Below are 14039 nucleotides of genomic sequence, written 5' to 3' on the forward strand. Positions count from 1 at the left end.
CGTGAACGACAGCTACAGGCGTGCCCGCGACATCCAGGCGGCCCCCTCCCGTACGAGGGACATCACCCAGTCGGGCCATCCTGTAGTCAAAGGAATCCTCGCGATGACCTCCGCCGCCCTCATCGTCGTCTCGGGCGTGGGGCACTTCTCCGTCGGCCGTCTCGGCGGCTCCCTGTCCGCCTCGGAGCTCAACATCGGCAAGGACAGGAAGGAAGCCACCCTCGACGGCGCCGTGGACATCCTCCTCGTCGGCTCCGACTCGCGCACCGACGCCCAGGGCAACCCCCTCAGCGAGGAGGAGCTCGCGCGCCTCAACGCGGGCGTCTCCGACGGCGAGATCAACACCGACACCATCATGGTGATCCGCGTGCCCGCCGACGGCTCCCGCGCCACCGCCGCCTCCATCCCGCGCGACACCTACGTCCACGACGACGAGTACGGCAACATGAAGATCAACGGCGTCTACGCGGCCTACGCCGGCGCCAAGCGCGAGGAGCTCAAGGCCCGCGGCATGGCGGACGGCGCGGCCCTCGAGCAGCAGGTCGCGCGCGCCGGCCAGGAGGGGCTGATCGACGCCGTGTCCAACCTCACGGGCGTGCAGGTGGACCACTTCGCGCAGGTGGGCCTGCTCGGCTTCGCCCTGCTCACCGACGCCGTCGGCGGTGTCGACGTGTGCCTCAACGAGGCCGTCAACGAGCCGCTCTCCGGCGCGAACTTCCCCGCCGGCCAGCAGACGCTCAACGGCGCGCAGGCGCTTTCCTTCGTCCGCCAGCGCCACGACCTGCCGCGCGGGGACCTCGACCGCATCGTGCGCCAGCAGGCCTACATGGCCTCGCTGGTGCAGAAGATCCTCTCGGCCGGCACCCTGACCAACCCCGCCAAGCTGCGCGAGCTGTCCAACGCGGCCGGCCGCTCGGTAACGCTCGACCAGGGCTGGGACATCGTCGGCTTCGCCCAGCAGATGTCGGGCCTCGCCGGGGGCAACGTCGAGTTCACCACCATCCCGGTGACTTCCGTCAACGGCACCGGCGACTACGGCGAGTCGATCGTCACGGTGGACATCCAGCAGGTGCACACCTTCATGGAGGACGTCGTCTCGCCGCAGCACGCCACGGGTCAGGGCGCCGGGGACGCGCCGCAGGACCAGCAGGGCGACCCGGGCGCCGGGCTCTCCGAGGCCGTGCGGGGCGTCGAGCTGTACATGCTCAACGCGGGCCAGTCCGCCGGGCTGGCGGCCGCCGTCGGGGGCCACCTCACGGAGCAGGGCGCCGACGTGGCCAACGTCTCCAACGCCGTGCCGGGCGTCTACAGCTTCTCCCAGGTCGTCGCCTTCAACCCGTCCGACCCCGCAGCCGTCGAGCTCGCCCAGGCCCTGGGCGGGCTGCCGATCACGGCCAACGAGGGCCTCGAGCCCACGAGCCTCATCGTGGTCGTGGCGGAGGACTACGCCGGGCCGCGCTCCGATTCCGCCGCCCACCAGCCCAGCGAGGACGAAACGGTGGGCACGCCGGGCGAGGACTTCGGCGCCGCCGAGGTCGGCCCGGTGATCAACGCGGGCGGCGACGGGCCCCGCTGCGTGAACTAGCGCCGCGCCTATGATGGGCGCCCATGAGTATGCTCTCCCCCCTGCTGGACACAAACCCCGCCAGCCCGCGGCTGACCGTCTACGACGAGGCCGCTGGCACGCGGATGGAGTTTTCCGCGCTCACCCTGGATAACTGGGCGAGCAAGGTGGCCAACATGCTCGACGGCGAGTTCGAGCTCTCCCCCGGCTCGCCCGTGCTTATCGACGTCCCCGTCTCGTGGCAGGCCGCTGTCGTCGCGCTCGGGGCGTACAACTCCTCGCGCCGGCCCGCCTTCGCGGGCGCCGACGCCTTCAAGGGCGAGCCGGAGGTCGTGTTCACCACCGCCGACAGGGCCGCGGAGTGGGAGGGCGCGGCGGACGTGGTGGTCGTCTCCTCCGACCCCTTCGGCCGCGGTGTCGTCGAGTCCGGCGGCGAGCTGCCGCTGGGGGCGGTCGACTTCGGGCCGACGGTGCGCTTTTACGGCGACGACTACTTCGGCACCACCGCGCAGCTGGCGCAGTGGGCGCGCCCGGGCGTGGAGCGCGGGCGCTACCACGTCGAGCCGTGGACGGACGCGGCGAGCTTCGAGGAGCGCGTGCTGGCGCCGCTGGCGGCGGACGGTTCCGTGGTCGTGGTGACGGGGCTCGCCTCCGCGGACCGGCTGCGCTCGATTCTCGAGGCGGAAAACGTGAGCCATTTTGCAACCGGCGGTTAACCGCCGGCCCTCCTGCCCGGTTGTGCCCGGCGCCACCCCCGCATAGGGGCAGACCCCCGATGTCCGGGTGCCATCCCGCACCCGGAAACTACCCCCAGAAACTACATTGAAGGCACCGAACATACTGAAAGGTGCTCACGATGAACTTCACGGCAACCCGTAAGACCGGCGTGGTGCTCTGCGCGGCCGCGCTGGCAACCGCCTCCCTGACCGCCTGCTCCTCCGAATCTGAGTCGGGGTCGAGCTCCGCGTCGGGCTCCAGCTCCGCGGCCTCCTCCAGCGCCTCCGAGGGCGAGGGCCGCGGCCCGATCACCTTCGCGATGGGCCGCAACGACACCGACAAGATCATCCCGATCATCGAGAAGTGGAACGCCGAGCACCCGGACGAGAAGGTCACCCTCTCCGAGCTCGCCGGCGAGGCCGACGACCAGCGCGACACCCTCGTGCAGTCCCTCCAGGCGGGCAACGCCGACTACGACGTCATGGCGCTCGACGTCGTGTGGACCGCCGACTTCGCCGCCAACCAGTGGCTCGAGCCGCTCGAGGGCGACTACAAGGTGGACACCTCGGGCCTCCTGCCGGCGACGGTCGAGTCCGCCACCTACGGTGGCAAGCTCTACGCCCTGCCGCAGAACACCAACGGCCAGCTGCTGTTCCGCAACACCGACGAGGTCGCCTCCGCGCCCGACACCTTCGAGGACATCAAGGCCGCCTGCGAGTCCGTCACCAAGGACTGCCTCACCACCCAGCTCAAGCAGTACGAGGGCCTGACCGTGAACACCCTGGGCTTCATCAACGGCTGGGGCGGCGAGGTCCTCGACGACAACGGCGAGCCCACCGTCGAGTCCGACGAGGCCAAGGCGGGCCTGCAGGCGCTTGTCGACGCCTACGCCGAGGGCACCATCGCCAAGGCGTCCACCGCCGCCACCGAGGAGGAGACGAACCTCGCCTTCACCGAAGGCAACACCGCCTTCGCCATCAACTGGCCGTACATGTACGCCAACGCGAAGGAGGCGGGCATCAACTTCGAGGTCCAGCCGCTCGTGGGCAAGGACGGCGTGGGCGTGTCCACCCTCGGCGGCTACAACAACGGCATCAACGTCAACTCCGAGAAGAAGCAGACCGCCAAGGACTTCATCGAGTTCATCATCTCCGAGGACAACCAGCGCTCCTTCGCCGCCGAGTCCTTCCCGCCGGTGCTCGCCTCCATCTACGACGACGAGGCCCTCATCAAGGAGCACCCGTACCTGCCGGCCCTGAAGCAGTCCCTCGAGAACGCGAAGCCGCGCCCGGTTTCCCCGTTCTACCCGGCGATCTCCAAGGCCATCCAGGACAACTCCTACGCCGCGCTGACCGCGGGCAAGAGCGTCGATGACGCCACCCGCGACATGGCGGCCGCTATCAACCAGGCCTCCTAGCCGTACTGACCGGCGAGGTCGACAGCCGACGCCCGCACCCGAATTCCGCGGTGCGGGCGTTTCGCGCGCTGTGGCCCGCTACACTCCCTACCATCACCCGCACACCGTGAGGAGCACATGACTACCGCGACCAGGAAGCAGCGCGACACCGGCAAGGCTGCCGGGCTCGTCGCCCCGGCGCTCATCGTCCTCGCCACCGTCATCGGATACCCCATCGTCCGGGCGGTCTGGCTGTCCTTCCAGGGCAACCGCCGCCTCGACCCGAAAACGGGCGTGTTCACGGACGGCGGCTTCGCCGGGCTGGAGAACTACCTGTACTGGATCAACAACCGGTGCATGTCCCCCTCCGGCGTCGTCGGCGCCTGCCCGCCCGGCGTGCTGGCCACCGACTTCTGGCCGGCGGTGCGCATCACCCTGTTCTTCACGGTGGTCACCGTCGCCCTGGAGACCATCCTGGGCATGACCATGGCGATGGTGATGAACACGGAGATGCGCGGGCGCGCCCTCATCCGCGCCGCGGTGCTCATCCCCTGGGCCATCCCGACCGCGGTGACGGCGAAGCTGTGGCAATTCATGTTCGCCCCGGCGGGCATCGTCAACTCCCTGCTCGGCACCGACATCGCCTGGACCACGGACCCGTGGGCGGCCCGCGGCGCCGTCATCATCGCCGACGTGTGGAAGACCGCCCCGTTCATGGCGCTGCTCATCCTGGCGGGGCTGCAGATGATCCCGAAGGACGTCTACGAGGCCGCCCGTGTCGACGGGGCGAGCCGCTGGCAGCAGTTCACCCGCATCACCATGCCGCTCGTGCGCCCCGCGCTCATGGTGGCGGTGCTCTTCCGCACCCTCGACGCGCTGCGCATGTACGACCTGCCGGTGATCATGATCTCCGGGTCGTCCAACTCGCCCACCGCGACGATTTCCCAGCTGGTCGTGGAGGACATGCGCCAGGGCAACTTCAATTCCGCCTCCGCCCTGTCCACCCTGATCTTCCTGCTCATCTTTGCGGTGGCGTTCATCATGATCCGCTTCCTCGGCGCGGACGTCGGGGGCGCGGACAGGCCGAAGAGGCGGTTGTTCGGGCGTCGTGAAGCGAAGGAGGCCGTGCGATGAAAAAGATCGGGCACTACGTCGGCGTCGTGTTCATCATGTTCTGGGGGCTCGCCCCCTTCTACTGGATGCTCATCACCGCGCTGCGGGACTCCTCCCACACCTTCGACACCACCCCCTGGCCCACCCACGTCACGCTGGACAACTTCCGCGACGCGCTGGCCACGGACAAGGGCAACGACTTCCTCGGGGCGATCGGCAACTCGCTGATCATCTCCCTGTCCACCACCGCGCTCGCCGTGCTCGTGGGCGTGTTCACCGCCTACGCCATTGCCCGGCTGGACTTCCCCGGCAAGGGCATCATCACGGGCATCATCCTCGCCGCGTCGATGTTCCCCGGTATCGCGCTGGTCACCCCCCTGTTCCAGCTCTTCGGTGACCTCGGGTGGATCGGCACCTACCGGGCGATGATCATCCCGAACATCTCGTTTGCGCTGCCGCTGACGATCTACACCCTCATCTCATTCTTCCAGCAGCTGCCCTGGGACCTCGAGGAGGCCGCGCGCGTCGACGGCGCCTCGCGGGGCCAGGCCTTCCGCCTCGTGCTGCTGCCCCTGGCCGCGCCCGCGATCTTCACTACCGCGATCCTCGCGTTCATCACCACCTGGAACGAGTTCATGCTCGCCCGCCAGCTCTCCACCACCGCCACCGAGCCGGTCACCGTCGCCATCGCCCGCTTCTCCGGGCCGAGCGCCTTCGAGTACCCCTACGCCGCGATCATGGCGGCGGGCTCCCTGGTGACGGTCCCGCTGATCATCATGGTGCTCGTCTTCCAGCGCCGCATCGTCTCGGGCCTGACCGCCGGCGGTGTGAAGGGCTGATGCGCGGCTCGCTCGGCCTGCTCGCGGAGGCGCGCGCCAGCATCACCCGCCTCACGCCGCGCGGGGCCCTCGAGGCCCTCACCTCCGGGGCACTGCTTGTCGACGTCCGCACCGCCGCCCACCGCGCCAGCGGCGGCGACATTCCGGGGGCGATCGTCATCGACCTCACCGTCCTGCCCTGGCGCCTCGACCCCACCTTCGAATGGCGCATCCCCGAGGCGGTGTCGTGGACCCAGCCCTGGGTGCTGATCTGCCGCCACGGCTACTCCTCCTCGGTGGCGGCCCACCAGCTGCAGCGCATGGGCCTGGAAAACGTCGCGGACGTCGACGGTGGCTTCGAGGCCTGGCTCGCGGAGGGGCTGCCCGTGGCGGGGCCGGGCTACGTGGCCGACGTGCGGGAGTGAGCCGCGCCGCGCCGCAGCGGGCCTAGACTACAACCCCGTGGACACACGCAAGGACCTGCTCTGGCAGACGCTGATCGGCTTCGTCGGATTCTTCGCCGCGCTGGCGCTGATCCAGGCGGTGCTCAACCTGTTTCGCCCGGAGCCGGCGATCTGGCCGGGTCTCCTGGCGGGCGCGCTCGTGCTGGCCACGTGGTGGCTGGTGCGGAGGTGGCGGCGCTGGCGCTCCGGCGCCTCTGGCTGAGGCCCACTGTGGGAGGGGGCGTGCCTACCACCCCAGCTCGACGCTGTCGGGGTGGAACCTCCCGAAGGGCACGGTGGAGGCCATCGTCCGGGCCGCCTGCAGGTTGGGTTCCTCCCACGGCCAGAGCGCGGCGGAGCCGTCCGCCTCGCCGACATCGAAGTCGCGCGCCATCGCGTCCAGGTTGGCGAACCACGCGTCTTCCTCGTAGCTTCCGTCCAGGCCCATGAGGAATCGTGCCCTCTCGACGCACTCGTCGAGCAGCTCATCCACCCGCCGGTCCACCTCGCGTTGGAGCTGCTCGAAATCGTAGGCGTGACCTGCGCAGAGTTCCCTTTGCCACAGGTATTCGGAGTCAACGTGGCTCAGCATGGTTGACATAATATGAATTCCCGCGACGCGGGCAACCAGCAAAGCGAACACGCGTGCGCCCGTCAGTCCGGATTCTCAGCCGGAAGGCCGGCCACCCCGCAGCCGCCACGCCAACCGACGCCACACCACCCGCGCCGCCGAGTGCGGCAGCGCCACCACCTCGCGCGCGTAGTTCCTCAGCCTCGACCGCCCCGGCGTGGGCGCGCCGGTCACCTCGACGGGGATGCCCAGGTGCCACGCCCACACCCGGGTGCGCGCGACGTGGAAGCCGTTGGTCACTACGGTCAGGTACGCCGCGTCCGGGAAGAGCTGGCGGGTCTTCTCCAAGTTCTCGTTGGTGGAGTTCGCGTCGGGCTCCAGCGTGATCGCGGAGCGCGGCACGCCGCGGCCGGTGAGCCAGGCGGCCATCGCGCCGGCCTCCTCGAATCCGCTCACCGCCAGCGGGCGCTGCGGATTGTCCTGCCACAGCGAAAGGGCCGTCGATAAGCGTGCCTCGAGCATGCGGGAGGGGCGCCCGTCGATGACGCGGGCGCCGAGGACCAGGATGGGCTCGCTACTCACCCATCAACCGGGTGCGCAGGGCCTCGTCCTTGCGCTCCACCTCAGCGGCCATGTTCGCCTGGTAGGCGGCCATCTTCTGCAGCACGGCCGGGTCCGAGGCTCCGATGATGCGGGCGGCGAGCAGGCCGGCGTTCTTCGCTCCTCCGATGGAGACGGTGGCCACGGGAACCCCGCCCGGCATCTGCACGATGGAGAGCAGGGAGTCGAGGCCGTCGAGGTCCTTCAGCGCGCGGGGGATCCCGATGACCGGCAGCGGCGTGGCCGCCGCGACCATGCCCGGCAGGTGCGCGGCGCCGCCGGCGCAGGCGATGATGACCTTCAGGCCCCGCTCGTGGGCGCCCTTGGCGTAGGCGAGCATCTTCTCCGGGGTGCGGTGGGCGGAGACGACGCCGACTTCGAAGGGCAGGCCGAACTCGGCGAGCACCTCGGCGGCCGGGGCGACGGTGTCCCAGTCGGAATCGGAGCCCATGATCAGGCCGACAATCGGCTGCATTGCTACTTCCATTCTGCGTTGACGATGAAGTGGGCGGCGTCCTCGGCCACCGCGCGCACGGTGTCGAGGTCGGTGCCGGTGACGTTGACGTGGCCCATCTTGCGGCCCGGGCGCCAGCCCTTGCCGTAGATGTGGACCTTGGCCTCAGGGTAGCGGCGCATGACCTCGGCGACGCGCTCGCGCATCGGCATGTCCGGGTCCGTCTCGCCGCCGAGGGTGTTGACCATCACCGTCACCGGAGCGACGGGGTCCGTGGCGCCCAGCGGCCAGTCCAGCACCGCGCGCAGGTGCTGCTCGAACTGGCTGGTCACGCACCCCTCCTGGGTCCAGTGGCCCGTGTTGTGGGGGCGCATGGCCAGCTCGTTGACGGTGACGTTGCCGCCGTGCTCGAACAGCTCGACGGCGAGCACGCCGGTGACGTCGAGCTCCTCCGCGATGCGCACCGCCAGGTCGCGGCAGTACTCGGCCAGCTCGTCACCCAGCCCGGGCGCCGGGGAGATGGCCACGCGGCACACCCCGCCGTCCTGGATCGACTCGACGACGGGCCAGGCGCGCACCTCGCCGGAGCGGCTGCGCGCCACCATGGCGGACAGCTCCCGGTCGAAGGCAATCTTGCGCTCCGCGTAGAGCGGGGTGCCCTTGGCCAGCAGGTCCTCGACGAGCTCCGCGAACTCCTCCTCGCCCGCGGGGAACCACACGCCGTGGCCGTCGTAGCCGCCCCGGGTGGCCTTGAGGCACACGGCGCCGTCGACGCGCCCCCAGAACGCGCGGGCGTCGGCGGCCGAGGCGATGGGGGCGAACTCCGGCACCGGCGCCCCGATCGCTCCCAGCCTGGTGCGCTGCTCGAGCTTGTCCTGGGCGTAGAGGAGGGCGGCGGGGCGGGGCTCGACGGCCACGCCTTCGTCGATAAGCTTCTGCAGGTGCCCGTTGGGCGCGTGCTCGTGGTCGAAGGTGACCGCGTCGGCGCCCGCGGCGATGTCCTCGAGCGCCGCGAGGTCCGTGTAGTCGCCCAGGCGCACCTCCCCGAAGACCTGGGCGGCGGAGGCGTCCGGGGAGCCGGCGAGAACGCGCGTGTTCAGGCCGAGCTCGATGGCCTCGGTGTGCATCATGCGGGCGAGTTGGCCGTCACCCACGACGGCGACGGTGGGCATTGCTGCGGAATCCTTCACGCCCACCCACCTTAGTAACCGGGCACGGCGCTAGTGGTACCGGGCGGAGCGGAGCTGGCCGTTGAGCAGCTTCTCCACTTTCTTCGCCTTGCCCACCGCCGGGTAGTGCAGCGGCTGCTCGAAACCGTAGACCGCCAGGGACAGACCCCCGCGGGAGCGGCGCGCGGAGTGGATCTGCCCCAGGGGGATGGAGTCCACTCCCCCACGCCCGCTGCGCGCGAGCACGCGGCGATCCGTGACCACGAAGCGGTTGCGCCGCGAGGACACCGCCGGCACGACGAAGCGCAGAACCACCAGCAGCGCCCACAGCCCGACCACGAGGTTGCGGAAGCCCGCGGCGACGGCGTGGGAGTCCATCCAGCCGATGGCCATCCAGCAGACGCCGGTGAGCACGATCGTCTCCAGCAGAGGGAAGACCAGGGCGGAGACGGGCACGCAGGTGTCCGCGAGGAGCACCTCGCCTTCCTCCACGTTCATTCCGGCCACGGCTGGCGATACTAGCTGGCCGGGCGCAGGTGGGTCACGTCGCCCGCGGAGTAGGCGGTGCCGTCGATAAGGATCTCGCCCGTGTCCGACACGCCCTCGACAACACCCTCCACGTCGCCCCCGCCGCGCTCGAGTCGAACGGGCTGGCCAATGGTGGCGCAGATCGCGCGGTAGTCCTCGAGCAGCTGGGCGTCGCCGGTGCGCCACTGCTCGAAGCGGCGGCCGAGCGCGAGCAGCACGTCCGCCGCAAACTGGTCCCACTCCACCTCCACTCCCTCGAGGTTGAGCGAGGTGGCGTTGTCCACCGGCAGCTCCTCGCGGCGCCACGCCACGTTGATGCCCACGCCAACCACGACGCGCGGCGTCTCGCCGTTGAAGTCAGCCTCCGCCAGGATGCCGGCGAGCTTCTTGTCGCCCACCAGGACATCGTTCGGCCACTTCAGCCGCGCCTGCGGGACGACATCCGTGACCGCCAGGCCGGTGGCCAGCGGCAACAGGCCGATCCGGTCGGCGGGCTCGGCCTCCACCAGGGCGCTGAGGCACAGCTGGGAGCCCTTCGGGGTGACCCATTCGCGCCCCATGCGGCCGCGCCCGGCGGTCTGCTCGTCGGCGATGAGGACGTCGCCCGGCTGGCCGTCGGCAACCAGCTCGGCGTTGGTGGAGCCGACGGACTCGGCCCAGCGGACGTCACGCCACACCTCGGCGACCTCGTCCTGGATGAATTGAATGTTCTGAACTGTCATGCGCGCCAGTTTATTGCTTTTCGACGCCACCCGGCGCGCCCCGGTGGGTGCGCCGGGTGGCGTGGGTCTCCAGTGGATCTCGAGTGGTTTTTCCACCCTGACCTGCCTTTCACCCCTTACTGGAAAGGCTGAGTTTCCAGTAGATTTCCAGTAGAAACTCCTCCCACCTGCACAAAAGCGCGAGCTGGAAACTCTACTGGAAAGGCTTCCAGTAGAGTTTCCAGCATGGTGGCCCCTCTCCTTGAACAATTCCGCACACGCGCAGAGGATCAATGGTTCGACCGAAAGTCCTGGCGCATAGCACCCAGAGATCTCGCCCGCACGCTTGTTGCGTTCGCCAACGCTGAGGGCGGGACACTCGTCGTCGGAATCACGGATAACGGCAAGACCGAAGATCCCGTAAGCGCCGAAAAAGAAAACACCCTGCGCTCCACAGCAATCAACCACACGGACCCTTCGGTGCGGGTAAAGGTCCAGAAGCTCGAATCTGTCCTCGTTTTCGAAGTCGAGCCCGGAGAACGAGTTCACTTCACCACCGACGGAAATTGCTATCTCCGACTTGGAGACCGATCCGTCAAACTCAACTTCGCCCAGCAGCAGGAACTCCGCTATTCAAAGGGCGAGCAGCTCTTCGACGCTTCCGGTGTCCCCGGTGCCACCACCGCAGACCTCGACGAAAATGAAGTTGCTCGATTTGCAAAATGCATTGGCTCCAGCTCCCCCGCCGATGCCCTTCGGGCACGCGGACTCATTACTCGGTCAGGCGAAGTGTCGGTGGCGGGGCTCCTCTTGTTTGGCAGGAATCCGCAGGAGCACTTCCCTAACGCGGAGATTCGCGTATTGAAGTACCTCGACGACGAGCGGGCAACGGGAGCACAGCAGCAGCTTGAGTCGGATAGCCGATTTGGCGGGCCCCTCCCCCAACAGCTGGCTGAAGCCTCCACACACATTCGGGCACTACTGCCCTCCGTGTCCCGATTCGGGCTTGGCGGAAGATTCGCAGTAGATACCCAAATCCCCGACGACGCCTGGATGGAGGGCCTCGTCAACGCGGCAATTCACCGCTCCTACAGCTTAATGGGGGACCACATCAGGTTCGAAATTTTTCCGAGCCGCATTGAAATCTCTTCGCCAGGCCGCTTTCCGGGATTGGCCGACCCCCGGGAGCCGGAGAAAATTTCCCGCTTCGCGCGCAACCCCCATATCGCGCGGGTGATGACCGACTTAGGTATTGGCCAAGAACTGGGAGAGGGGATACGCCGCATTTTCGCTGAATTGAGGCGCGTCGGATTCCTCGATCCGGAGTATCAGCAGACCGGTGGACAAGTAATTCTCCGACTGCGAGCCGTTCGACGTATGAACACTTCCACACTGGCGGGGTTGTCTCCGCAGTCCGCCAGGACATTGGCCCTGCTTCAAACCCAGCCCAGCGGCCTCGGAACCGGCGAAGTTGCGGACAAACTAGGCGTTTCCCGGCCTGCTGCCCGCCGTGCCCTCAACGAGCTCGAGGCAGCGGAGCTCATCGAGTGGCAAGGGAAATCACCCAAAGATCCTCGAGCGCGATGGTTTGCCAGGCCTCCACTTGCGTAGTTGAGTTGCTGGTTGAATCGGCGCGGTTTCTAGTAGATTTCCAGTAGATTTCTAGCCCGACCTGCCCTTTCTATTTCTACTGGCAAGGGCGGGGTTTCCAGTAGCTTTCCAGTGGAAACCCCTCCCACCTGCACAAAGGGTCTGGCTGGAAGATCTACTGGAAATGTTTCTAGTAGACCCTCAAATGAATGCAGACTCCACCAGGCACACCGCCACGGCGTAATCCCCGTCGTGCGACAGCGACAGCGACGCCGCCGCGGGCCCGACGCGGGCGACCTCGCCACGCAGCGCGATCGCGACCCGGCCGAAGGCGTCGGGCACGACCTCGATCTCGGCGAAGTCGACGGCGTCCGGGGCGAGCACCGGTGCCGAGCCGTAGAGGGACTGGGACCACGCCTTGATGTACGCCTCCTTCGCGGCCCAGCGCGCGGCCAGGGAGGCCGCGGTGTCCGGCTTGCCCGCGCAGGCGCGCAGCTCGCGGTCGGTGAAGACCGCAGTGAAGCGCGAGCCGGGCGTCGCCAGTTGGGCGGCTAAGGCGGGGATGTGGACGATGTCGGTTCCGACGTGCATGGGGCCTCCGGGATCAATAGGTGGCGGAAATCACAGTGAGAGCATAATGCCACGCCAGGGCGATAACTTACCTCCCAGTAACCTACTAAAACGTAAGTAACGGTGGTTTCCTTGCCCTAATTAGCTTCGCGGAACCCTAAACTCCCCCGCATGACCCTTTCCTCCCACCTCAGCGAGCTGGACGCCCTCGACGGGCCGCAGACCACCGCGCAGAAGATAGCCGACCTCAAGCGGCGCCGGTCCGAAGCCGAAAGCCCGATGGGCGCCGCCGCCCACGACAAGGTCCGCGACGCCGGCCGCCTCACCGCCCGCGAACGCCTCGACTACCTCCTCGACGAGGGCTCCTTCGTCGAGACCGACCAGCTGGTGCGCCACCGCACCCACGAGTTCGGCATGCAGGCCCGTCGCCCCGTCACCGACGGCATCGTCACCGGCTGGGGAACCATCGACGGACGAGAGGTCTGCGTGTTCTCCCAGGACGGCACCGTCTTCGGCGGGGCGCTCGGCGAGGTCTACGGCGAGAAGATGGTGAAGATCCAGCAGCTCGCCGTGACCACCGGCCGCCCGCTCATCGGCCTGTACGAGGGCGCGGGCGCCCGCATCCAGGAGGGGGCGGTCTCCCTCGACTGGATCGCCCAGACCTTCCGCAAAAACGTCGAGGCCTCCGGCGTCGTACCCCAGATCTCCGTGATCATGGGCTCCTGCGCCGGCGGCAACGCCTACTCGCCGGCGCTGACGGACTTCGTGGTCATGGTCGACCAGTCCTCCAGGATGTTCGTCACCGGCCCCGACGTGATCACCACCGTCACCGGCGAGTGCATCACTCAGGAGGAGCTCGGCGGGGCGTGGACGCACATGACCACGGCGGGCAACTGCCACTACGTCGCCTCCTCGGACGAGGACGCCCTCGACTGGGTCACCGATCTCGTGGGCTTTTTGCCCGACAGCGCGCGCCACAGGCCCCCGGCCGAGCCCGCCGAACCCGAGCCCGCGATCACGCCGGTGGACGAGGAGCTCGACGCGATCATCCCCGACTCGCCCAACCAGCCCTACGACGTGCGCGAGGTGATCACGCGCCTGGCCGACGACGGCGAGTACTTCGAGATCATGGCCCAGCGCGCGGAGAACGTCGTCACGGCGCTCGCCCGCATCGACGGGGAGGTCGTCGCCTTCCTAGCCAACCAGCCCAGCGTCTTCGCCGGCTGCCTCGACATCGACTCGAGCGAGAAGGCCGCCCGCTTCGTGCGCACCGTCGACGCCTTCAACATCCCGCTCGTCCTGCTCGTCGACGTCCCCGGCTTCCTGCCCGGCGCCAGCCAGGAGCACGGGGGGATCCTGCGCCGCGGGGCGAAGCTGCTCTACGCCTACGCCGAGGCCACCGTGCCGAAGATCACCGTCACCATGCGCAAGTCCTACGGCGGCGCCTACTGCGTCATGGGCTCCAAGGGCCTGGGCGCCGACGTCAACCTTGCCTGGCCCACGGCCCAGATCGCGGTGATGGGCTCGGCGGGTGCCGTCGGCTTCATCAACCGCAAGGACATCAAGGCCGCCCGCGAGTCCGGCATGGACGACGCGGCTCTCGCCGAGCTGATCAAGAGCTACGAGCGCGAGTACGAGGACGCCATCTTGAACCCCTACCTCGCCGCCGAGCGCGGGCTTGTCGACGCCGTCATCCTCCCCTCGGAGACCCGCACCGCGGTAGCCGCCAACCTGCGCCTCTACCGCGACAAGACCGTCGCCCGCCCCGCCCGCAAGCACGGCAACATCCCGCTCTAAGCGCCCCA

At 68.5% G+C, this 14039-nt stretch carries 16 protein-coding genes; 9 read left to right on the top strand and 7 right to left on the bottom strand.

Going from position 1 to position 14039, the window contains the following annotated elements; translation table 11 throughout:
* Nucleotide 1: 1 nt before the first annotated feature.
* The 7 genes from DYZ02_RS04480 to DYZ02_RS04510 all read left to right on the top strand — a co-directional run bounded on the left by DYZ02_RS04480 (nt 2) and on the right by DYZ02_RS04510 (nt 6274).
* On the top strand, nt 2-1585 hold the full coding sequence (locus tag DYZ02_RS04480) for an LCP family protein (protein WP_115685166.1): 1584 nt from the start codon (nt 2-4) through the stop codon (nt 1583-1585).
* Nucleotides 1586-1608: 23 nt separating this feature from the next.
* The gene (locus DYZ02_RS04485) at nt 1609-2280 is read left to right on the top strand and encodes a TIGR03089 family protein (protein WP_115685167.1); all 672 of its coding nucleotides are present in this window, start codon (nt 1609-1611) and stop codon (nt 2278-2280) included.
* A 140-nt stretch (nt 2281-2420) separates the two neighbouring features.
* A complete protein-coding gene (locus DYZ02_RS04490; protein WP_115685168.1) occupies nt 2421-3698 on the top strand; it encodes an ABC transporter substrate-binding protein in 1278 nt (425 codons plus the stop codon).
* A 117-nt stretch (nt 3699-3815) separates the two neighbouring features.
* On the top strand, nt 3816-4811 hold the full coding sequence (locus DYZ02_RS04495; RefSeq protein ID WP_115685169.1) for a carbohydrate ABC transporter permease: 996 nt from the start codon (nt 3816-3818) through the stop codon (nt 4809-4811).
* Nucleotides 4808-5629, top strand: coding sequence for a carbohydrate ABC transporter permease (locus DYZ02_RS04500; RefSeq protein ID WP_115685170.1), 822 nt, complete (start codon nt 4808-4810; stop codon nt 5627-5629). Before DYZ02_RS04495 ends, DYZ02_RS04500 begins: the two co-directional genes overlap by 4 nt.
* The gene (locus DYZ02_RS04505) at nt 5629-6033 is read left to right on the top strand and encodes a rhodanese-like domain-containing protein (RefSeq protein WP_115685171.1); all 405 of its coding nucleotides are present in this window, start codon (nt 5629-5631) and stop codon (nt 6031-6033) included. The genes DYZ02_RS04500 and DYZ02_RS04505 overlap by 1 nt, the downstream gene beginning before the upstream one ends.
* A gap of 37 nt (nt 6034-6070) precedes the next feature.
* Nucleotides 6071-6274, top strand: a complete 204-nt coding sequence (locus DYZ02_RS04510) for a PEP-CTERM sorting domain-containing protein (RefSeq protein ID WP_115685172.1) — start codon at nt 6071-6073, stop codon at nt 6272-6274.
* A gap of 24 nt (nt 6275-6298) precedes the next feature.
* Here the strand turns inward: DYZ02_RS04510 and DYZ02_RS04515 are convergent, their stop codons facing one another.
* From DYZ02_RS04515 to DYZ02_RS04540, 6 genes are all read right to left on the bottom strand, one after another.
* Nucleotides 6299-6643, bottom strand: coding sequence for a hypothetical protein (locus tag DYZ02_RS04515; protein WP_147291477.1), 345 nt, complete (start codon nt 6641-6643; stop codon nt 6299-6301).
* Between the two features lie 75 nt (nt 6644-6718).
* Nucleotides 6719-7204 (bottom strand): YdcF family protein, encoded by a 486-nt coding sequence (locus DYZ02_RS04520; RefSeq protein WP_245945649.1) that lies wholly within the window; start codon nt 7202-7204, stop codon nt 6719-6721.
* Nucleotides 7197-7697: a 5-(carboxyamino)imidazole ribonucleotide mutase gene (gene purE / locus DYZ02_RS04525; RefSeq protein ID WP_115685174.1), complete on the bottom strand. Its 501-nt coding sequence runs from the start codon at nt 7695-7697 to the stop codon at nt 7197-7199. Before purE ends, DYZ02_RS04520 begins: the two co-directional genes overlap by 8 nt.
* A gap of 2 nt (nt 7698-7699) precedes the next feature.
* Nucleotides 7700-8848 (bottom strand): 5-(carboxyamino)imidazole ribonucleotide synthase, encoded by a 1149-nt coding sequence (locus DYZ02_RS04530; protein WP_115685175.1) that lies wholly within the window; start codon nt 8846-8848, stop codon nt 7700-7702.
* Nucleotides 8849-8896: 48 nt separating this feature from the next.
* Nucleotides 8897-9343 (bottom strand): hypothetical protein, encoded by a 447-nt coding sequence (locus DYZ02_RS04535; protein WP_115685176.1) that lies wholly within the window; start codon nt 9341-9343, stop codon nt 8897-8899.
* Nucleotides 9344-9363: 20 nt separating this feature from the next.
* Nucleotides 9364-10095 (bottom strand): biotin--[acetyl-CoA-carboxylase] ligase, encoded by a 732-nt coding sequence (locus DYZ02_RS04540; protein ID WP_115685177.1) that lies wholly within the window; start codon nt 10093-10095, stop codon nt 9364-9366.
* Between the two features lie 225 nt (nt 10096-10320).
* On the opposite strand from DYZ02_RS04540, the gene DYZ02_RS04545 reads away from it, so the two are divergent.
* On the top strand, nt 10321-11685 hold the full coding sequence (locus tag DYZ02_RS04545; protein ID WP_115685178.1) for an RNA-binding domain-containing protein: 1365 nt from the start codon (nt 10321-10323) through the stop codon (nt 11683-11685).
* A gap of 180 nt (nt 11686-11865) precedes the next feature.
* Here the strand turns inward: DYZ02_RS04545 and acpS are convergent, their stop codons facing one another.
* Nucleotides 11866-12255: a holo-ACP synthase AcpS gene (acpS, locus tag DYZ02_RS04550; protein ID WP_115685179.1), complete on the bottom strand. Its 390-nt coding sequence runs from the start codon at nt 12253-12255 to the stop codon at nt 11866-11868.
* Between the two features lie 150 nt (nt 12256-12405).
* On the opposite strand from acpS, the gene DYZ02_RS04555 reads away from it, so the two are divergent.
* Nucleotides 12406-14031: an acyl-CoA carboxylase subunit beta gene (locus DYZ02_RS04555; RefSeq protein WP_115685180.1), complete on the top strand. Its 1626-nt coding sequence runs from the start codon at nt 12406-12408 to the stop codon at nt 14029-14031.
* Nucleotides 14032-14039: the final 8 nt, after the last annotated feature.

The sequence above is a fragment of the Corynebacterium senegalense genome, from assembly GCF_900411315.1.
Lineage (GTDB): Bacteria > Actinomycetota > Actinomycetes > Mycobacteriales > Mycobacteriaceae > Corynebacterium > Corynebacterium senegalense.